Consider the following 20,252-nt stretch of genomic DNA (forward strand, 5'->3'; position numbering starts at 1 on the left):
GTCGACGAAACCCGTGGCGGCCTCGTGCACGCCCATCCGGCTGAAGACGACCTCCCGGTTGTAGCGGACCAAGGTCTGTTCAACGGTCCGGCGCCGTCGGGGACAACGATCCGGCGAGCCTGCGACGCGGCCACCTCCGGCCATTCCGGGTACGTGCGTACGGTCCGGTCGTCCTCGGCCCTACCCGATGCGACCTGCTGACGGGCCGTCTGCACGGCCGGGGTGCCACACCGGGGTTGTAACGTTTCAATGGATGTCGACGTGGATCTCACGTCATCGCATCCAGCGATTCGGCTACGGGCGTTCATTCGCGGACTCCCACCCGCACGCCTTTGCGCACCCCGCCCTCCACACGCGGCGCCGGCGTCCTCGGAGCGGGAGGGCAAAGACCCTTCACGGAAGGCTTGTCACTGCTCGGCGCGAGACGTTTCGGCCTTGTTCCCGCCGACCGTATCCCGCTTCGAGAGGAGCCTAGGCACCCCGCATGTTGACGTCAACATCCGTGCACACGGAAATGTGAGACCGGCCGGGAACAAAGCGCCTCCCTCTCCGCACAGCCCAAACCCCGGTGCACGTGCGGTAGCAGGAAGACTTCGGGCGCAACCGGTTCGGGGCCCGCTCACATACCCTGGCGGGGATCACGTATCCGTCGGCGGAGAGGCCATGAGCGGCGTGGAAGCAGAATCCGGGCAGGCGCGGCAGCGACGGCGCGACGCCTCCATCGACGACGTGGCACGGCGGGCCGGTGTCTCGGGCCAGACGGTGTCCCGCGTCGCCAATGGCCGCAGCAACGTCGGGGCCGCGACCCGGGAGCGCGTGCTGGCCGCCATGAGTGAGCTGGGTTACCGCCCCAACAGCGCGGCCCGCGCCTTGAGATCAGGCCAGTTCCGCAGTATCGGAGTCATCGTCTTCACTCTTACCTCCTACGGGAATCTGCGGACACTGGAGGCGGTCGCCGCAGCGGCCACCGAACGGCGCTACACGATCACCCTGATGCCGTTGACTCAGCCCACCCACGCCGAGGTGAGTGTCGCCCTCGACCGCCTGGGCGAGCAGGCCGTCGACGGAGTCATCCTGCTCATCGAGTCGCACCTGATCGGATCGGACGAAGCGCGACTCCACCGGGGCATTCCCGTCGTCACCGTGGACTCCCGGGTGGCGGACCGGTCCGCCGTGGTGGACACCGACCAGTTCACCGGCGCGCGCCTGGCGACCGAGCACCTCCTGGAGCTGGGCCACGAGACCGTCTGGCACGTGGCCGGCCCCCGGGACTCCTACTCCGCCGACCTGCGCCTGCGGGGCTGGCGCGCGACCTTGCTGGCCCACGGCCGGCCGGTGCCCGAGCCGATTCACGGCGACTGGTATTCCGACTCCGGCTACGACGCCGGACGGAGGCTCGCCGCCGAGCCGGAGCTGACGGCCGTCTTCGCCGCGAACGACCAGATGGCGCTGGGGCTGCTGCGCGCTCTGACGGAAGCGCACCGGCGCGTACCCCAGGACGTGAGCGTCACCGGTTTCGACGACATGCCCGAAGCCAGAAATTTCATCCCCCCTCTGACGACCGTCCACCAGGACTTCACCGCCATCGGCAGGACGGCCGTGCACGCGCTCGTCCAGGAGATCGAGGGCGGAGCGCCCGCGGAGTACAAGGAGGTCGCCCCCCGGCTCACGGTCCGGGACAGCACGGGCACGCCTGCCGGGCCACGGCCGGCACCGTTCGCCCCGGTGGCCGAAGGGTAAGTGAACTTCCACCGATGTCATGGGCGTCCGCTCTTCCCCTGGGCCGGAGTTGCCAGGTCTGCAGCCGGCCGCACATGCCGAACGGGCGGGCCCGGACCTCGCGTCCGCCTCCTTGCCGGCCCTGGCGGCCGTGAGGTCGTGGCGGCCCGGCCGGAGGCGAGGGACGCGGGCCGGAGAGTGACCGGCCCACCGGGCGTCGCTCTCCGGTCCGTACGCCCAGGCCCGCCCCGTCAGGGCGCTCCCGTCGACCGCCGGCCAGGGACCGGCCGCGTCCACGTCACCTCGGGTGGGCCGGCTGGAGCCCCGCGTACACACCGCCCGTGCGCAACAGCTCCCCATGGGTACCGACTTCTGCGATTTTGCCGCCCTCCATAGCCACGATGCGGTCGGCACCCTGGATCGTGGAGAGCCGGTGGGCGACAACGAAGACGGTCCGCCCGTGCACGAGCCGGGTGAGCGCCTCCTGCACGAGGGCCTCGGAACGGTTGTCGAGCGCGGAAGTGGCCTCGTCGAGCACCAGCACCCTCGGATCACGGATCAACGCCCGAGCGATGGCGAGACGTTGCTTCTGACCGCCCGACAACTGCGCGCCGCGCTCACCGATGACCGTGTCCAGGCCGCTCTGCAGGCCGTTCACGAATTCCAGCGCGTTGGCGTCCCGGAGGGCACGCATCAGCGTCTCCTCGTCCGTGTCCCCCAAGCCGTACGTGACGTTGTCGCGGATGCTGCCCTCGAAGAGGATCGACTCCTGGGGCACCACCGACAGGAAGCGCCGGTAGGTCCGGAGGTCGAGCCCGGCCATATCGGTTCCGTCGAGCAGGATGCGGCCCGAGGTGGGCCTGATGAACCCGATGAGCAGGTTGAGCACGGTGGACTTGCCCGCACCCGAGGCCCCGACGAGCGCGATGGTCTCCCCCGGCCGCGCGGACAGGGTGAACCCGTCGACCGCCGGCTCCCCGTCCTCGTAGGTGTATCCGACGTCCTCGAAGTCGATGCGGCCGACAACGCTCTCGACACGTGCCTTGCCGGCGTTGTTCTCCAGGTCAGGTGCCTGCAGCACCTCACCTGCCGAGCGCACCGACTCCAGGCCCTTGGTGAGGATCGGAGCAAGACCCAGCAGTGTCGTCACGGAACCCGTCAGCACGGTGAAGAAGGAACTGAGCATCACCACATCACCAGGGGTGATGGCCATCCACCCGTGGTACGCCACCAGGGCGGAGCCCGTCAGGCACAGAACACCGAGCGTATTGAGGATGACCCAGGCCAGCGACCCGAAGCGGCCGTTGAGCATGTCCAGGCGCATCCCGGCCGCGAACACCTGGCGCAGCGAACCGTCGACCCGGCCGAGCGCGGTCCGCTCCAGCCCATGGGCTCGAGTGATGGGGATGAGCGTGGTCATCTCGCCGACGCGGGAGGAGAGTTGTTCGACCTCGCGACGGAAGGACTCGTTGTGACTGCGCAGCCGTCCACGCAGTTTCATCACGAGGAAGCCGGAGGCCGGCACCACGACGAGGAAGACGGGAAGAAACTCGGGCACGCGCACACCTATGACGACCAGCCCGCCGATCAGCGTGACGACGGCGCCGAGACCCATGTCGGAACTCTGCTGGACCATCTGTTCCACGGCTTCGACATCGCGGACCACCTTGGCCTGCAGCACGCTCGAACTCACCCGTGAGTGGTAGCCGATGGACAGTTGCTGCATCCGGCGGCAGAGGGCCGAGCGCAGAGTCGTACCCATGCGCCGGATGCTGCCGGCGAGGCACCGTACGTACCACTGGTGGAGCGGGTAGTTGATCACGAGGATGAACAGCAGTACGCCGCTCGCCTTCCAGATGCCCGACTCGGGGCCGTGCTGGACGACTACGTCGAGGACGGTGGCGGTGATCAGCGGAAGCAGCCAGATGGGACTGTGCTTCACGACGAATATGGCGACCGCCAGGGCCAGCCGGCCACGGTCGGGACGGAAGAGATGACCGAGGGTGCGGACCGGGTTCTCGCCGCGGTAACGGTGATCGAGGTGGTCGAAGGGTGCCAGGGGTTCGGCGTAGTGCGGTGAAAGCGCTTTCTCCATGGGGTTCATCCCACCCGCTTCCGTCGTCGGCGACAACCCCCGTTCCACGGGCAGAGACCGCCCCACCCGTACGCATCGGACACCGGTCCACTCGCCTCGGCGCATTCCCATGGAAATCACGCTGCGTAATCCCTCACCGGCCGGGTACGGGGCCTGGATGTTCAGATATAGGCGTGTACGAGTGTTGACCGTGCTGCTCAGCGGCTGGGTGGTGCTGACCGCCGTGGAGCGGTGGGCGGAGCATGCACCATGGCCGCGTGCGGTGCTGGGCGGGCTCCTGTGGTCGTGCGTGGTGGCCGGCGTCTGGTGGTTCGCCGAGTGGACCCAGTCACCACTGCGCACGGCACGAGAATCGGCGGCAGCACACCGGCCGGTGGAACCGCACGGGCAGGACGCGGACACCGATGAGGCGGCCGCCGACCGTCAGCCTGATCCTGCCGCGCCGTCACAACGCTGAGCCCGGCCCGGGCTCCGCCGCAGACGGCAATCGCCCGTGCGCACCTCAGAAGTGCGCACGGGCGATTGCCGTCTGCCAGGCATTCTGGTCACAGCCCCCGAGGGCCGTCACCCGCCGCCGTGGACTCGGCCAGCTTCCGGAACTCACCCAGGTCGTAGTTGGCCAGTGCCGAGTCGAGGTTGGTCAGGGCGCCCAAGCGCTCCACGAACCCGCTGGGGTCGTACTCGATCTGCAGGGCGACCCTGCTGGAAGTGTCGTCGAGCCTGTGGAATGTGACCACTCCGGCGTGGTGCACGCCCTCGATCGTCTTCCAGGCGATCCGGTCCTGCGGAACGACTTCGGTGAGCTCCGCGACGAAGCTCTTGTCGGCCCCCGGCAGGGACAGCTGCCAGGAGAACCGGCGCTCATCCATCGGATCGACCCGCCGCACATGGCTCAGGAACTTCGGCCACTGCGTCACATCGCTCCACAGGGCCCAGGTGACGCTGACCGGCGCCTTGATGTCGACGGTTTCGACGAGGGAGGAGGACATAAGAAAAGCAACCCCTTCTTTCGCTCGGTTACGCCTTGTGCTGCCGACTACCCGATCGTCGGCATCACACGCACGCCCCTCCGCCTTCCCGGTCGCACCGGTCGGCACCAGCCGCATCAAGGCCGGTGAGCCTGGTCTCGCGCCTGCCGAGCGCCGCCCGCGCTCACGAGGCAGCAGCCGCCGCGGTCACCGGCGCCGGATAGGCGGAGCGCGTGCAGTCCGGAGGAGGGCGTGCTTCAGTGGAGCGGTGAGCTGCAACGGAATTGAGAGCGTCCTCCGGCTGAAGGGTCTGGCATGAAATGCGCGGTGATCGGTGGAACGGGGCTCATCGGATCGAAGGTCGTCAAGAAGCTGGCCGCCGATGGGCACCAGGCAGTGCCGCACTCGAAGTCGACGGGCGTGGACGTCGTCACCGGCGAGGGCTTGGAGAAGGCGGTCGCCGACGCCGACGTCATCGTCAACCTGACGAACTCCCCGACCTTCGACGAGGCGGCATCGGCCTTCTTCCGGCAGTCGATGGACAACCTGCTGAACGCCGGCCGGAAGGCCGCGGTGGGCCACTTCGTCGTGCTGTCCATCGTCGGCGTAGACCAGGTACCCGAACTGGACTACTACCGCGCCAAGGCCCTCCAGGAGGAGATTCTCGCAGCGGGACCGGTCCCGTACTCCATCGTCCGAGCCACACAGTTCATGGAGTTCGTCGACGCGATCCTGAGCTGGACGTCCGACGGTGACACCGTCCGGCTACCCCCCACCCCGATCCAGCCGATCGCCGCCCAGGACGTCGCCGACGCGGTCGCCGGAGTTGCCGCAGGTCCTCCCTTGCAGGGGATTCACAACATCGCGGGACCCGAGGTCTTCCCGCTCGACGAACTCGGCAGGATCACTCTCGCGGCCCGTTCGATCAGCCGTACCGTCATCACGGACGACACCGCCGGCATGTTCGCCGCCGTGCACGGAGACGTCCTCACGGGCAAGGAGGACGCCTCGGTCGCCCCCACCCGTTACGCGGACTGGCTGGCGTCGGAACCGCTTGCGGACTGACCGTCGACGGGGCCGGCTCCGCGTCGAGGGATGCAGTCGGGCAGCATGGCGCGATGGACTCGGATCAGCCTCTGCTCCGCGAGGTGAAGGTCATCGACACGGTCGCGCTGATCAGGCTGGAGGAGCGGGCGGACGAGCTCGGCCTCAGCCAACGGCTGGCCCCGGCGTGGGTACTGAGGCATGCGGCGGCCAAGGGAGCCCATCACCTCTGGCCGGCGGTGTGGCAGAGCTTGTCCCACCGCCCGGACGTTCCACGTCAGCTGCGGTGCGAATTGTTGATCACGCTGCGCACGGGAGAGCGCGTGGTGAGCCTTCTGGATGTACTTCCCGACGAGTTCATCCCACTGCCGAGGGTGACGTCACGCGAAGAAGGCATGCGGGTGAGTCGGCTTCTGGACCGAGCTCCGCCGGTCAGGGAATGGCTGTTGCGGGAGGGCGAAGGCCCCTCAGACCATCTGCTGTGACAGACAGCGCCGACGGATCCGCAGGTGGCGAAACCAGTACGGGCGAACTCGCACCCGGAGGACCGGCGTTGGCCACCGGGTCCGCACGGCCCGCCGAGGCGCCGGTCGCCACGGCGGCCGCGCCCGGCGGATGCAGGTTTCCGCGCCGCGACCTCGGCCCGGCGGAATCGTTCCGGTGGTGAACCGGTAGGCCGGCCCGGCTGCTCCGCGCTCGCCCAAGGGGTGCCCAGCAAGCGTTCCGCCCCAGCACTGAAACGGCTAGATGAAGCCATGAGGCGCATTTCATATGAATCGTCATGATGGAATCTGGTGCGCCCGGAATCGCTGAAGGCACACATCACCATGCACAGAACGGAGGGTAAACGTCCATGAAACAGCCCGGCAAGCCTCCTGATTCACCGACCCAGGTCAGCAAGAGTTCCTGGAGGCACGTACTGGAACGCACAGTCAAAGAATTCAAGCAGGACGAACTGACTGACAGAGCTGCCGGGTTGACCTACTACGGCATCCTGGCGCTTTTCCCCGCCCTGCTGGTGCTGGTCGCACTGCTCGGCATCGCGGGCGACTCCGCCACGCGAACCGTCCTGGACAACATCCAGAAGCTCGCGCCGGGCTCGGCCCGGGACGTGATCACCAACGCGGTGACTCAGCTGCAGTCCAGCAGTGGGACCAGCTCCGTGCTGGCCGTCGTCGGCCTACTGGGCGCCCTGTGGTCCGCTTCCGGTTACATCGCCGCCTTCATCCGCACATCCAACGTCGTGTACGACGTGCCGGAAGGCCGCCCGGCCTGGAAAGTACTCCCGGTGCGCGTGGGCCTGACCCTCGTGCTGATGATCCTCTCCTGCATCAGCGCCCTGATCGTCGTGCTCACGGGAGGGCTGGCCCGGCAGGTCGGCACGGCACTGGGGGCGGGCGACACCGCCATGACCGTCTGGTCGATCGCCAAGTGGCCCGTCCTCGTGGTGCTGGTGGCCATCATGCTGGCGATCCTGTACTGGGCCGCGCCGAACGCCAAGGGCCGGGGCTTCACGTTCGTCTCCCTGGGCAGCCTGCTGGCCCTGCTGATCTGGCTGGTCGCCTCGGCCGCCTTCGCGTTCTACGTGGCCAACTTCGGTTCCTACAACAAGACGTACGGGGCCCTCGCCGGTGTCATCATCTTTCTGGTCTGGCTGTGGATCACGAATCTGGCGATCCTACTCGGGCTCGAGTTCGACGCGGAGATGGCTCGGGAGAGAGCAGTCGTCAGCGGCCGTCCGGCGGACGAGGAACCGTACGTCGAACCGCGCGACACCCAGAAGTGGACGGACGAGGAGCGCCGATCCGCGGGCCACACCGACCGTCCCACCGCCGAACGCCGCGCGCGGGACAGACGGCAGCAGGACGAATGAAACCGGCCGCCCCACCACACAGTGACAGATTGATACGGCGGGGGCGTTCAGTCGCGGACCAGTTGCAGCGCCTTGTTCAGGTTGTACTCGGCGATGCCCGCCATGAATGCCCGGTTGGGGAAGTCCCCGTCGAGCAGCCTCAGCGGGCCCGCCGTCAGCGAGATTCGCTGTGCCAGTATGTAGAGCGCGAGCCGGCACCCGTCCAGTCCTTCCACCCCCAGCGGTCGGTAGGCGTCATGCAGGCGGATCCGCAGAAAAACGTGCCCCCACTCGACGTCGACCACATCAAGCCCTCGATGTCGATCGTCTCTCGGGGTGCGCGTCGACGGGGTGATCGCAGCTGATCGCACCATGACACAGCGGCTTCCTGGCAACACGGAGTTGCGGAAGCCAACCGAGATCCGGAAGGCCTCCGATACCGCACGTGCACGTACTCGCGTCGGAGGCTGGTGCGAGCAGTTTGGCAAGGTCGGTGTCCAGCTCAGTGACACTCGTCCCTGGCCGGGGGCGTAGAGCGGACTCTCGGCATGACTCCGGCTATCACTCAGGGCAGATTCGGTGGTACCCGACTCCCTCGGGGACGTAGCGGCGCCATTCGCGTTCGGTGAAAGACCTGCCCGCCGTCGTGCAGGCCTTGTGCGTGAGGGTGGCAAGGTCGTTGAAGGCCCCGGTGTCCCACAGCCGTACGGTCATGTCGGCGCTGCTGGTGGCCAGAGTGTTTCCGTCCGGCGCGAACAGGGCCGAGTTCACGACGCCGGTGTGGCCGGTGTAGAAAGCAGACCTCTGATGGGTTTCGATATCCCAAAGGCGTACTGCGCGGTCATCGCCGACCGTTGCCAGGGTCTTCCCGTCCGGGCTGACGACGGCCGACGAGACACCACCGACGTGGCCCGTGAGGGTAGCAAGGCGACGGTGGGTGTGTACGTCCCACAGCATCACCGCACCGTCCAGGCCGCTGCTGACGAGAGTCTCGCCGTCCGAGGTGAACGCCACCGACTGCGCCAGATCGGTGTGCCCCGCGAGCATCGCGGTGAGGCTTCGGCGGCTTACATCCCACAACCTCAGTTTTCCGTCCCCGCTCGCCGTTGCCAGGGTGCTGCCGTCCGGACTGAAAGTGACAGAGCGGATCTCACTCTTGCCGCCCGCGTCGAGGGTGCCGAGCCGACGATGCGTCCGAACGTCGAACAGGCGCACGGACGAGGACTGGGAGCCGCGGATCACGATGGTCCTGCCGTCCGGACTGAAGGTCGTCAAGCCGACCCCACCGTCGATGGAGGCCAACTGCCTATGGGTCCGTACGCTCCACAGGCGGGTCTTCCGGTCGGCATAATTGCTAGTGACGATGGTCCTGCCATCCGGGCTGAAGAGGACGGAGTCCCCGGGCCTGCCGTGGCCGTCGATGGTGGCAATGCGACGGTGAGTGTGTGCGTCCCACAGCAGGACCGCCGAGCTGTCATAGCTGCTCGCAGCGACGAACCGGCCGTCTGGACTGAACTGTACCGAGCTCACCTTGCCACCGTGCCCGGTCAGCCGGCCCAGTATGTAACGCGCACGAGCGTCATACAGGCGGACGACGCCGCTGTTGTCACCGACCGCCAGCATCTTTCCGTCCGGGCTGTATGTGGCCAGGGGTCGCGAAACTACGGTTCGGGATATGGCACCATCCGACCTGTCGATCGTGGCGCGCGGCCTCCCGGCCCGCATGTCCCACAGCCGGACCGTGGCATCTGCGGACCCGCTGGCCAGCGTCGCGCCGTCCGGGCTGAACGCAAGTGCTCTCACGGACCCGATATGGCTGTTCAGCACGGTCAGGGCCGTGCGCTCCCGGACGTCCCACAGCCGAACGGAGCGGTCCTGGCCACCGCTGGCCAGGGTCTGGCCGTCCGGGCTGAAGGCCAGAGCGAACACGGTGCCGCTGTGTCCGGTAAGCGTGGCCAGCAAACGGTGCTTGCGTACGTCCCATAGGCGCGCGGTGGCGTCGCTCGCCCCCGTGGCCAGCGTCGCGCCGTCCGGGCTGAACGCCAGTGACTGGGTCAGACCCGTGTCGGTCCTCAGGGCGGCGGTCCGGCGCCTCTCCCTGACGTCCCAGAGCTGCACCGCAGCCTTCTCCCTGTCGCTGGAGAGGACGTTGCTGAGGGCAACTGCCAGGGTCCTGCCGTCCGGGCTGAATTCGAGGCGGGAGGGCACAGCGATGTCATCGCTGTCGACGACCTGAAACTCGTCGATCCTCTGATGAGTACGGGCGTCCCAGAGCAGGACCTTGCCTCGCTGGCCGCCGGTGGCGATCGTGTCCCCGTCCGGGCTGAGGACTGCCGGGCTCCCGGCGCCAGGCAGGACAGCGGTCTGCTTTCGAGTGTGTGCGTTCCACAGCCGGACCGTCCACCCGTCACCGCTGGTGATGAGAGTCCTGTCGTCGGGGCTGAACGCCGCCGTCTGCACCTGTGTGCTGCTGGCGTCAAAGGAAGCCGACTGTCGGCGTCCTCCTGTGTCCCACAGACGTGCTGTGCCGTCGTCTCCGCCGGTCAGGAAGTTCTTGCCGTCCGGGCTGAAGGCGATGGAATTCACCTCTGCCGAGTGCCCGGTGAGAGTGGCCTGCAAGGGTGCGGAGACCGTGGCCAGGAGCTGGGCGCGGGTCTCCGGGGTCGGTGAGATGCGCTGAGCGGCCAGGGCAAGGCGAGCTGCCAAGGCAGGGTCGGTGTTGGCATGCTGCCGACTCTGCTCCGTCAGGCTTCGAGTGGCGGCCAGGGCCCGCTGCTCGCTGCTGCTGCTGCGGGCGTTGAGGGTGGCCAGGCCGGCAGCGACAAGGACCAGTGTGATGACAACGGCGAGGCCCGCGAGGATCAGGCTGCGCCGACGCTGGGTCTGGGCGCTGGCCTCGACGAACTCCTCCTCCTCGACGGAGATTTCGGTGGCACGTGCGCCGATCCACCGCCGAGCCTCGGCGATCTGCTTCCGGCCAAGGGCAGGTTTGCGCGGGTGACCCTGCTCTTGCCAGGCCCGCAGGGAACGCCGTAACGCCTCCTGCCAGCTGCGGAATTCCCGGTTCCCCTCTACCCAGCGTTGCAGCCGCGGCCACTTCTCCACCAGTGCCTGGTGCGCGAGCTCAGCGGTGTCCCGCCCCGTCGGGCGACGCGTCACGACAACCAGCCGCGTGCTGGCCAGCCGGTGTATCAATGCCCAGTCACCCGCAGAGAACTGCGTGCGGGCAGCGACCCGGCGTGTGTCCGGGCCGCGCTCCCCGGCATCCAACTGTTCACCCGGACGGACAAGTTGGATGAAGATCCGCTCCAGCGCCTGCTGCTCGGCATCGTCCGCCCAGCCCCATAGGCTGTGATCCGCTTCTCCCGCCAGCACTCCCTCCACGCCACCGAGATCTTGGTACCCGGTGGTGGTCAGCCATCCGCGTTCCTGCCTCTCCCACAGTCGGCTCAGGGCGTACTCGAGCATCGGGAGCGCGGCCGGACCGGGCGGGCTGTCACGCAGTAGCTGCTCCACCAAGCCGTCGGCGAAACGGACCCCCGCGTGCCCCTCCAAGGGACGGACGATCGCCTCCCGCAGCTGTGCTCGCATCATCGGCTGGACCACCATGGAGGTGGCCTCCCATGCCGTACGGAGATGGGGGAGCTGTTCGACCTGAGGGAGGAAGTCGATCCGGGTGACGACCACGGCCTGTGCGGGACGGCTGCCGTCCGTACGGCGTGCCGTCAAGACGCCGAGCATGGCATCCAGCCGGAGGGCTGTATCGGGCGCGTCCGCGAGTAACGTCTCGAACTGGTCGGCCACCAGGACCAGCCGGGATCGTCCGCCGTGGCGGGCCAGTGTCTGCTCCACGGCGGTACGGATGCCCTGTTCATCGGTGAGCTGCCGAGCCAGAGCCGTCCAGCGGTCGTGCCACCCCGCCTGCATGGTGTCCGCGTCTCCCGCCGAGGCCAGAGCCCAGGCAAGCAGCTCCTCAGCGGAAAGCCGCAGCCCATGGGGCAAGCGGGCGATCACGTACCGTTCACTGTCGAGGTGCCCGAGCAGGCCGGCACCGACCAGCGAGGACTTGCCGACGCCGGAAGGCCCGAACACAGGCAGTACGGGTACCTGCTGCTCGATGAATTCGATCAGCTGCTGCGTCTCGTTCGTACGGCCGTGGAAGATGGCGCGGTCCTGCTCGGTGAACGCCAGAAGTTCACGGTACGGGCTGTCCGCCAGCAGCCTTCTGCGCAGTTGGGGCCACTCCCGGGTAAGGGACTCCACGGTGAGGGCATAGCCGGTCCGGCGCCGCGGGTCCCCCTCGACTGCGACAACGATGCCGATGACGCCGCCGAATTCCTCGTCCCACACCGGCGCCCCGCTGAAGCCGCCTGCCAGCGGAAACGGTGCCTCTGCGTCGCAGGTCAGCTGCCACCAGCCTGTACCCTCACGGCCCTCGACGCTGCCGCGGGTCCAAATCCCGGCGTCCTTACTGCCACCACGTCCCGGGTACTGCGGGAAGCCGAAAGCCCGCCAGCGGTGCCCGGCCAGGTCCTCCGCCTCTACGATCCGCAGGGGCACGGCGCCCGGCGGGGGCTCGCCGTTCAGCTGCAGGACGGCCACGTCGCCGCTGTTGTCACCGGCCACCGGAACACTGAAATGCACGGAGGCCACAGCCTCGGGACGACCAGGCAGCAGCGGGAAGTCGAGAGTGACCGGTAGAAGGTCCGGCAGCGCTTTGTCGTCCGGGATGCCTGCGGTGGAGGCGACGACGTGGGCGCAGGTAAGGAGCAGCCGGTCGGGAATAAGGAACGCTACTCCGACGGGACGGCCGTCATGTAGCACCCGGGCCACCCCCCGCTCCCACGCGGAGTCCGGCACGCCTGCCGGCGTCACGTGCCGCCCTCGGGGCGGTCCCACTCCAGCTCCAGCCTGATGTGCGCCTCTCCAGATCCCTTCGCCACGACCAAGCCCGCCTCCGCTGTCACCCGCAACCCGAACTCGGCACGGACGTGATCAGGTTTGCGTGGCAGATCGGCCAGACGCTCCAGCATCGCCGCAGCCACCCGCTGCACCCGGGCCATGCCCGATTCGAACGTGTCGGCGGACGTCGCGAAGAGTTCGTCACCGCGACTCGCCCGGATCACCCCGGAGCCCTGCTCGTCGGACAACTCGACGACGAAGACCTCACCGTCTTCGAAGGGGACGCTCAAGTACACGCGATGACCTCTCCCTTGCTGCACCAACTCACATGCGAGGTAGTGCAGTTGCACGGATCTTCTCGGCCTGTCATGGTAGCTGCGATCCTCGGCAGCGCCCCCCGTTCCCGGCGTCCTTGAGTTTGGTGTACTACTCTCCGTGGGCTCGCGTACCGTGCATTCACTGATCACGGGCTGCCTGTCTACTGCGCTTGGGCGCGGCCGTCCCTCGGCGAGGGGTCCGTGGTGGCGGATCGTCGCGTTGTGCGACGTCCACTCGTTCCGAGGGTGTGCGAAGAGCTCCGCTTGTGGCGGTAGCCCAGGCTGTCCGAGCCGTCGGGCAGACTGTCCTGGGGGGATCTGGTGCTGATCCGGGTAGTTCTGGAGGGGCGGTCGGCTGGCGGGATGGGGTGCTTCCGCGGTCGGTGGCAGTCTACTGAGGCGCGCCGTGGCCGCGGGTGAACTCGTTGACCGTGCCCTCGACTCCGGAGCGGACCGCATAGCGGGTCTTCCACTCGGTTGCCTGCTGCTCGGTGCAGGAGCTGGTGCACCGGCTGCGGGCCGGGCCGGCACTGCCCCCGGCAGGGTCGCCGAAGCGGCCGGCTGTTTGGCCCACTTCCAATGCCAACCGTTGCGGAGTCCTCCAAGTTCAGGACCGCACGACTGTCAACCCCCCAGTCGGACCGTGCGGGTTTTGACCAGAATGCGCGAGGAGCCCCGTGCGGAGGGCAACGGTGTGAACTGTCGCGGCACCACCGCCCGTCCCCCTCGGGACGGGCCGCCGATAGCCCCCCATAGACGGTCCCGCTCCTCGCACAGCGTGTCACCCAGCAACCGAGCGAGCTGCTCGGGATCCCCGTCGCCCTCCGTCACCGCTCGCCCGCAAGGTCGACTTCTTCGCGGTGCACCGGTGCCGTATCCGTCACCTTCGAGCGACGCCACGGGTGCGCAATCGGCGCCGACACCGCACGCCACCAAGCATCCGAAGGAAGTTCCCCTGCCGGTTCGAACGGCTCACCCGGACGGGGGAACGCCACCGGCTGCCCTACCTCCTCAGCAGCATCCTTCATCCACTCCCCCGGTTCGGCCCACGGGTGCGGTGCGAGGTTGAAGGTGCCCCAGTGGATCGGCAGCAGCACCCCGTGCGGCCGGCCGCCTTGCAGGTCGAGGTGCGCCTGGACCCCCTCGGCGGGCGACATGTGGATGTCCGGCCAGTACTCCGAATAGGCGCCGACCTGGATCATCGTCACGTCGAAAGGCCCGTGCCCGGCCCCGATCTTTTGGAATCCGGAGAAATAGCCGGTGTCTCCGCTGTGGTAGACCCGGTGCTCCGGGCCTGCGACGACCCATGACGCCCAGAGCGTGTGCTGCTGATTGCGCAGTCCGCGCCCGCAGAAGTGCCGCGCGGGGGTGGCGGTCAGGCTGAGGCCCGCGATCCGCGCGGTTTCGTTCCAGTCGAGCTCGTGGATGCGCTCCGGGGATACACCCCACCGCTCCAGGTGAGCTCCGACACCGAGCGGCACCGCGAAGACCGTGTCCGTCCTCGCCAGGGCCTTGATCGTGGGCAGGTCGAGGTGGTCGTAGTGGTCATGGGAGATCACGACGGCGTCGACGGTCCCGAGCGATGCGAGCGGCAGCGGGACGGGGTGCAGCCGCTTGGGTCCGGCAAAGGCGAACGGCGAACAGCGCTCGCCCCAGACCGGATCGAACAGGACCCGGCTGCCGTCGATCTCAGTGAGCACGCTGGAATGGCCCAGCCAGGTCACCCGCGGCCCCGTCGCCGACGGCGCAGTCAGATCGGCCGGGGTCGTGGCATGGACGGGCACGGTGCCGAGCGGGGATCTGCGGGCCCGTTCCTCCTTGCGGAAGTACCCCTTGGCGAATTCCAGCATCGAGCCCGACGGCCTGGTCCGAGCGCCTTCCGGATTCCGGAACGCTCCGTCGGCGAAATTGGGTGAACAGCGGATCCGCTCCATCCGCGCCCCGGCCGAGTCCGCCCCGAAGGCGTCGGGGCGCAGCGAGCGGAGTCGGGTACGGAGCGAGGGCTGGTTGTCAGCGCCGGTCACAACATCTCCAGAGGGAGTCGGTCGTCTCATTATGGTCGGGGGGTGCGACAGAGCGAGGGCTCGACAGTGAACAGAGCACACATGCGCGTGCTCCGGAGCCGTGTCGTAGCTGTGCCGCAGGTCGGATCGGATCAGGCACGCGGCTGACCGTAGACATGCCCGATCCGCAAGGCCAGGACGACTCGGCGGTCCTGGACCATCACCCGGCGGTAGTCGTCCCAGTCGGGGTGCTCCCCACGGACGTCCCGGTAGAGCGTGATCAGCTGCTCGACCGTGGTGTCGTACGGGTCGGCGGCGGGCGGGGACAGCTCGGCGGTGACATCGGCGACAGTCCAGGCCCACCGGTCGTCGCTGGTCACGTGGTAGCTCGCCCGCGGGTCCCGGCGGAGGTTACGGGTCTTCGCCCGGCCCTCCGTGACGGACACGCGGATCACCCCCTCTTCGGGGTAATAGGCGTGGTTCACGTTGGACAGCTGGGGCCTGCCGTCCCGCTTCAGGGTGACCAGCACCCCGCCGTCGTACTCTCCGAAGATTCGGAGCAGCGCCTCGCGCCCGGGTTCGAAGTCCGTCATGCCGACTCCAACGTCCGTACCCCCCGGAGGATTCCGCATCCGGGGCGGCGATCTCACGTCCCGTGCTCTGCGCGCGCTCACAGCTTTGCCCCCTCGCACCGGGAGGCCGCCGAGCACGGGGCCGGATGTCCGGACCAGGGTTGGTCAGGGTGACGGCGTGGCGAGAGTACGGCTGAGCATGGCTGAGCGTCGTGAGGAGCTCCTGCGCGCTACCGTCGAGCAGATCGAGGTCCGGGGCGTATCTGCGGTCCGGATCTCCGACGTGGCCGTCGCATTCGCGTACACGGCGGAGGCCGATCTCGCCCATCTGCGTACGCTGCTGACCCGCCGCACCAGCGCCGTCCGGAGGCTCCGGGCCGCCGTTGGCTGGTACGCGCCGACCGGTCAGGCCGAGGGGTGGCGGCTGTGGATCGATGGGCGTCCGCCCTGCGTGATCCGGTGCTGCGCGACGTGGCCGGAGATCTCGACCAGCAGTGGAAGGCGGAGCTGGCCGAGGTCATCGAGGAGGGTGCCGCAGCGGGTGAGTTCCACTGCGAGGATCCGATGTCCGTGGCCTGGCGCGGCTGACAGCGCTCCTGGACGGCCGGCCAGATGGCGTCGTACGCGGGTCCGCTCTCCCGGGCCACCATGCTGCAGTGGACCGAGGAGGCGCTCGCCCGCGCACTCGGTATCGAAGACGAGGTTCTGACCGCCTGAGGACGCCGGGCGCATACGCCCGGGCCGGCGCGGGGCGGCCAGGTGCCCGGTCAGGTCTGGCGCACCGGCGCGTAGGCCTCTCCCTCGAGTCCGAACGTCCAGGCGACTCCCTCCTTCGCGGTCCGGGTCCTGGGCGGTACCCGCAGCCAGTAGGTGCGGTGCGTTCCGTCGGGCTCGGGGGTGGAGTTGACGACTTCGACCATCACGACGTCCTCGTCGCCCTCCATCGCGATGCGCCAGAGGATTCCGGTCCCGTCCCGGTGCATCGGCTCGGCGCCCGACTCGGAGAGGTAGCGGTCGTAGCCGTAGTACTCGAGCATCACGCGGCGCAGCTCCGCGTTCTCCTCGGCGCGTATACGGTCCGGAGTCAGGCTCGCCAGGCCGTCGAGGAACTCGGCCGGCACGGGCATTCCGCGCCAGGCGTACAGGGCGAAGCCGTCGGGGTAGGCAAGGGCCGGTCCGTCGCCTCGGTCGAGCCGTCCCGCCTCGTCGCGGTGGAGTGCCTCCGGCCGCTCACTGATCACCACGGCGTGTTCGTAGGGCCACCACCAACCGGCGTTCCGCGCGACCTCTGCCAGGCCGGTCAGCCGGTCGCCGCGGCCGTCGAAGGCCGCGAGCCAGGCCGCGTCGTGCTGTCCCAGGACCGCGTCGAGCAGCACGAGGCGGATGCCGGACTCGTCGTCGGGCCGTGTGGCGAGCTCGGCGACGACTCCCGTCCGTATCCTTTCGGCCAGTGCGGCGGTGGTCTCCCACAGCTGGGCTCCGGTGGCGGACCACAAGGCGGACCAGCCGGCCGGGCCCAGCTCGTCGTACATCCGGCGGCGTTCCTCCGCCCAGGGACGGGTGCGGACCTCTTCGCGCACCGAGCGTCCCGCGTCGGACAGCTTCTCCACCACCTCGACGGCCGCTCTGGGCGAGTCCGCCCAGATGATGCGCTCGGGCTCCGCGAGCCCCGCGCCGCGGTAGGCGAGCCGCACCCCGTCCTCGGCCGCGCGCCTGTCGGCCCTGCCCGTCGCCGCCGCCACGGTTCGCCACGTGTTCACGTACTGCATCGGTATTCCCGCCCCTGTTCCTTGTTTCCTGACTGCACATAGCCGGACCACCTCAAAAGCCCGCACCGCCCACCGCAGGAGGGTCAGTCCGCGACGATGCGGACCGCGCCCGGGGCGTACTCGCGCTGACGCACGACGCGGAACCAGCCTTTCGGCAGCGCTATCGCGGCGTGCTCCTCGTGGACCACGCGTCCGCCGTCGGGGAGATGGAGCAGCATCGGGCCGAACGGCCCCGCCTCCCGCATCAGCCGGCCCGGTCCCTGCACCGCGTGCGCGTGACCGGTGACCTCGCCCAGTGCCAGGACCAGCCGCCCTCGCCCGTCTCGTAGTTCGCCCTGCGCTCCGAGGAAGTGCGCGGGCACGTCCGACTCCTCCAGCGCCACTATCAGTACATCGCCCTGCCGGTACACAGACGTCTCCCCTCCGTCCCGGCACCCTTCGTGCCGGTCACAGGGAAAACGCTACGAGAGGGGTCTGACATCGACGGCCGGCCGGCGTCCGAGCCGCAGCCACAGCGTCCCCCGGTCACGCCGTTGTCAGTGGCGCTTGATAAACCTTGCGGACATCAGCCGCCCCCAGTATCAGGAGTTCGGTGCCATGTCCGACGCTGACCGTCTGCACGAGTTGCTCGGCCTTCCGGCCGTCGATTTCCAGCGCGAGACCGAGGGGAAGGCACGTCCCCCGGCCGATGCCGCGGCCTGGCGCATCAGCATCGCCCCGTACGCTTCCGATGACGGGGACGCCACTTGGGAGGACAAGTTCAACGCCTTCCTCGAAGCCGTCGATCCGTCAGGTGTAGAGGCTCTGATCATCGGGCAGTGGGGCGAGTCGTTCGAACAGACTTCTGCCTATCCCATCGGGCTCGTCGTCGCGGCGGCCGGCCGGCTGACCTCGCTCAGGGCAGTCTTCGTCGGGGACCTGACGGCGGAGGAGGCCGAGATCTCCTGGATCGAGCAGTCGGACGTCACCGCTCTGCTCTCCGCATTCCCGGGCCTGACCCATCTCGGTGTACGCGGTGGCACGGACCTGATATTTCCTCCCGCCAAGCACGAGTCGCTGCGTGCGCTCACCATCGAGAGCGGTGGGCTGCCCGCGGAGGCGCTGCGCGGCGTGCTGGACAGCGAGCTGCCTGCGCTGGAGAGTCTGGACCTCTGGCTCGGCGTCTCCGCGTACGGGGGCGATGCGGTCGTCCCGGACCTGGCTCCGCTGCTCACCGGCACCCGGTTCCCCCGACTGCGTCACCTGGGCCTGCGCAACAGCGAGTTGCAGAACGAGATAGCCGCCGCGCTCGGTTCGGCGCCGGTCGTCGCGCAACTCCGCACCCTCGATCTGTCGAACGGCACGCTGGGCGACGAGGGCGCGGCCGCGCTGCTCGAGGGCCAGCCGCTCACTCATCTCGCCTCTCTCGACCTGCACCATCACTTCCTGACCGAGGCCATGGAGCGCCGTATCTCGGAGGCCCTGGAGCCGCACGGTGTGTCGGTCGATCTGTCCGATCGCTGCGAGCCGTGGGACAACCTCGGCCCCGAGGGCCGCTACACCGCGGTCGCGGAGTGAGGGCGCGATGACCGACATCACACACCCCGACGTCTTTCACGGCCCGCCGGTCCACACCCTGCCCGGCCCGACGGGGGCCAAGGCGCTGCCCGCAGCTGATCTGGTCTCGGCCCCTTTCGTCTCCCGTATCGAGGTGCTGTGCACCCGTGCAGGTACACGGGTCGATCTCGCCGAGGCGGAGCACTGGGATACCGAGGAGGACGAGGCCCGCTATGTCGCCGTCAGCGAATAGCGGGCAGCCGCGCCTCGCGATCGTCGGCATTCCCGCCAACCGCAGGGTCGGCCTCTTCCAGGACGCCGTGCGCGCCGCCGGGCTGCCCGCCGCGCGCACGGTGTCCTGGCTGGAGGTGCTGCGGGGAGAAGCGGTCTTTTTCCCAGGGGAAACCGTGCGTGTCGATTCCCCCGGTGAGGACGCCGAGGTGGACCGGCTGCTGCGGGGCGACGACGACCCGACCAGGGTCGAGGGGTCGGCCCGCTGGTACGCGCGCTTCATCGCGGCCGTTCAGGAGGTGGCACGAGCGGCCACAGCGGCCGGTGCGTTACTACTTGACGACCCCCGGGACATCGCGGTGCTGTTCGACAAACGGCTCTGTCACGGCGTGCTGGACGCCGCCGGGGTGCCGGTGCCGGACTCCCCCACCTCGGGTCCTGACGCGGGACCCGTGCGAGGGTGGGCGGACGTACGCCGGCTGATGGCGGAGCACCGCATACCGAGGGTGTTCGTGAAGCCTGCTCACGGCTCTTCGGCCTCCGGGGTGATGGCCATCGAAACGGCCGGCCCGAGGATACGGGCAGCCACCTCCGTGGAGCGGGACAAGGAGGGCCGGCTGTTCAACTCCCTGCGGGTGCGCCACTGCACGACGGAGCGCGAGGTGGCGGCGCTCGTCGACGCCCTGGCCCCGGACGGACTGCACATCGAGCGCTGGCTTCCCAAGGCTTCCCAGCGAGGACGGGTCGCCGACCTCCGGGTCGTGGTGGTCGCCGGGCGGGCGACCCACGCCGTCGTACGGACCAGCCGGTCCCCCATGACCAATCTGCACCTGGGCGGCGCACGCGGGGATCTGGACGGGGTGCGTGCAGCGGTCGAGGCGTCGGGCGGCAGCTGGAGTGCCGCCCTGGCCGTGTGCGAGCGTGCCGCGGCCTGCTTCCCGGACACACTGTGTGTGGGCGTCGATCTGCTGCCCGCGACCGGATGGCGGCGCTTCGCCGTCGGCGAGGTGAATGCCTTCGGGGATCTTCTGCCGCGTCTGACCGGCCTGCCGGGCAGCGGCGCCGAGGGGCTGGACAGTTACGGCGCGCAGATCGCCGCCGTACTGGCGGCTTCCGCACACGGCGGCCGACGGGGCGACTACCACCTGGGTGCCGGCCTGAGACGTGACGACCGAGCAAGGAACGACTGTGTCACCGATGCCCCCTGATCCCTCCTCCCGCGACGTGGAGGCCCCGAACCCCGA

17 protein-coding genes and 2 pseudogenes are annotated in these 20,252 nt (G+C 68.8%); 9 read left to right on the forward strand and 10 right to left on the reverse strand.

Annotation, left to right across the window (positions count from 1 at the left end; translation table 11 throughout):
* The first annotated feature begins 663 nt into the window (after window positions 1-663).
* Window positions 664-1,740, forward strand: coding sequence for a LacI family DNA-binding transcriptional regulator (locus ACWD04_RS25130; RefSeq protein ID WP_451135513.1), 1,077 nt, complete (start codon window positions 664-666; stop codon window positions 1,738-1,740).
* A gap of 277 nt (window positions 1,741-2,017) precedes the next feature.
* Here the strand turns inward: ACWD04_RS25130 and ACWD04_RS25135 are convergent, their stop codons facing one another.
* Window positions 2,018-3,814 (reverse strand): ABC transporter ATP-binding protein, encoded by a 1,797-nt coding sequence (locus tag ACWD04_RS25135; protein WP_451135515.1) that lies wholly within the window; start codon window positions 3,812-3,814, stop codon window positions 2,018-2,020.
* A 109-nt stretch (window positions 3,815-3,923) separates the two neighbouring features.
* Between ACWD04_RS25135 and ACWD04_RS25140 the strand changes: the two genes are divergently transcribed.
* Entirely contained in the window at window positions 3,924-4,271 is a 348-nt protein-coding gene (locus tag ACWD04_RS25140) for a hypothetical protein (RefSeq protein WP_451135517.1), read from the forward strand.
* Between the two features lie 88 nt (window positions 4,272-4,359).
* Here ACWD04_RS25140 and ACWD04_RS25145 read toward each other — a convergent pair whose 3' ends face one another.
* Window positions 4,360-4,803, reverse strand: a complete 444-nt coding sequence (locus ACWD04_RS25145; protein WP_451135519.1) for an SRPBCC family protein — start codon at window positions 4,801-4,803, stop codon at window positions 4,360-4,362.
* Window positions 4,804-5,097: 294 nt separating this feature from the next.
* Between ACWD04_RS25145 and ACWD04_RS25150 the strand changes: the two genes are divergently transcribed.
* The 3 genes from ACWD04_RS25150 (at window position 5,098) to ACWD04_RS25160 (ending at window position 7,699) form a co-directional block, all read left to right on the forward strand.
* Window positions 5,098-5,847 carry an SDR family oxidoreductase gene (locus tag ACWD04_RS25150; protein ID WP_451135521.1) on the forward strand — a complete coding sequence of 250 codons (750 nt, stop codon included), beginning with the start codon at window positions 5,098-5,100 and terminating at the stop codon, window positions 5,845-5,847.
* Between the two features lie 53 nt (window positions 5,848-5,900).
* A complete protein-coding gene (locus ACWD04_RS25155; protein WP_451135523.1) occupies window positions 5,901-6,311 on the forward strand; it encodes a hypothetical protein in 411 nt (136 codons plus the stop codon).
* A gap of 368 nt (window positions 6,312-6,679) precedes the next feature.
* Window positions 6,680-7,699 carry a YihY/virulence factor BrkB family protein gene (locus tag ACWD04_RS25160; protein ID WP_451135525.1) on the forward strand — a complete coding sequence of 340 codons (1,020 nt, stop codon included), beginning with the start codon at window positions 6,680-6,682 and terminating at the stop codon, window positions 7,697-7,699.
* A 47-nt stretch (window positions 7,700-7,746) separates the two neighbouring features.
* Here ACWD04_RS25160 and ACWD04_RS25165 read toward each other — a convergent pair.
* The 6 genes and pseudogenes from ACWD04_RS25165 to ACWD04_RS25190 form a co-directional block, all read right to left on the reverse strand.
* Window positions 7,747-8,003 (reverse strand): annotated as a pseudogene (locus ACWD04_RS25165) (aminoglycoside phosphotransferase family protein); the annotation flags it as partial.
* 236 nt (window positions 8,004-8,239) lie between these two features.
* Window positions 8,240-12,553: an nSTAND1 domain-containing NTPase gene (locus tag ACWD04_RS25170; protein WP_451135527.1), complete on the reverse strand. Its 4,314-nt coding sequence runs from the start codon at window positions 12,551-12,553 to the stop codon at window positions 8,240-8,242.
* Window positions 12,550-12,876: a CU044_2847 family protein gene (locus tag ACWD04_RS25175; protein ID WP_451135529.1), complete on the reverse strand. Its 327-nt coding sequence runs from the start codon at window positions 12,874-12,876 to the stop codon at window positions 12,550-12,552. The genes ACWD04_RS25170 and ACWD04_RS25175 overlap by 4 nt, the downstream gene beginning before the upstream one ends.
* Before the next feature lie 412 nt (window positions 12,877-13,288).
* Window positions 13,289-13,483 (reverse strand): hypothetical protein, encoded by a 195-nt coding sequence (locus ACWD04_RS25180; protein ID WP_451135531.1) that lies wholly within the window; start codon window positions 13,481-13,483, stop codon window positions 13,289-13,291.
* Between the two features lie 241 nt (window positions 13,484-13,724).
* Window positions 13,725-14,921 (reverse strand): MBL fold metallo-hydrolase, encoded by a 1,197-nt coding sequence (locus ACWD04_RS25185; RefSeq protein ID WP_451135533.1) that lies wholly within the window; start codon window positions 14,919-14,921, stop codon window positions 13,725-13,727.
* 131 nt (window positions 14,922-15,052) lie between these two features.
* Window positions 15,053-15,493, reverse strand: coding sequence for a PPOX class F420-dependent oxidoreductase (locus ACWD04_RS25190; RefSeq protein WP_451135535.1), 441 nt, complete (start codon window positions 15,491-15,493; stop codon window positions 15,053-15,055).
* A 178-nt stretch (window positions 15,494-15,671) separates the two neighbouring features.
* On the opposite strand from ACWD04_RS25190, the pseudogene ACWD04_RS25195 reads away from it, so the two are divergent.
* Window positions 15,672-16,189 (forward strand): annotated as a pseudogene (locus ACWD04_RS25195) (TetR family transcriptional regulator C-terminal domain-containing protein).
* Between the two features lie 50 nt (window positions 16,190-16,239).
* Here the strand turns inward: ACWD04_RS25195 and ACWD04_RS25200 are convergent.
* Both ACWD04_RS25200 and ACWD04_RS25205 read right to left on the reverse strand, forming a co-directional pair.
* Complete coding sequence (locus ACWD04_RS25200) at window positions 16,240-17,241, reverse strand: DUF6745 domain-containing protein (RefSeq protein ID WP_451135537.1); 1,002 nt, start codon at window positions 17,239-17,241, stop codon at window positions 16,240-16,242.
* A gap of 83 nt (window positions 17,242-17,324) precedes the next feature.
* Window positions 17,325-17,651: a hypothetical protein gene (locus ACWD04_RS25205; RefSeq protein WP_451135539.1), complete on the reverse strand. Its 327-nt coding sequence runs from the start codon at window positions 17,649-17,651 to the stop codon at window positions 17,325-17,327.
* Window positions 17,652-17,838: 187 nt separating this feature from the next.
* On the opposite strand from ACWD04_RS25205, the gene ACWD04_RS25210 reads away from it, so the two are divergent.
* Genes ACWD04_RS25210 through ACWD04_RS25220 form a run of 3 tightly spaced genes read left to right on the forward strand, consistent with a single transcriptional unit; the run spans window position 17,839 to window position 20,216 of the window.
* Complete coding sequence (locus ACWD04_RS25210) at window positions 17,839-18,798, forward strand: STM4015 family protein (protein ID WP_451135541.1); 960 nt, start codon at window positions 17,839-17,841, stop codon at window positions 18,796-18,798.
* Between the two features lie 7 nt (window positions 18,799-18,805).
* Entirely contained in the window at window positions 18,806-19,030 is a 225-nt protein-coding gene (locus tag ACWD04_RS25215) for a hypothetical protein (protein WP_451135543.1), read from the forward strand.
* Window positions 19,011-20,216: an STM4014 family protein gene (locus tag ACWD04_RS25220; protein ID WP_451135545.1), complete on the forward strand. Its 1,206-nt coding sequence runs from the start codon at window positions 19,011-19,013 to the stop codon at window positions 20,214-20,216. The genes ACWD04_RS25215 and ACWD04_RS25220 overlap by 20 nt, the downstream gene beginning before the upstream one ends.
* The last annotated feature ends 36 nt before the right edge of the window (window positions 20,217-20,252 follow it).

The sequence above is a fragment of the Streptomyces sp. NPDC002911 genome, from assembly GCF_053591835.1.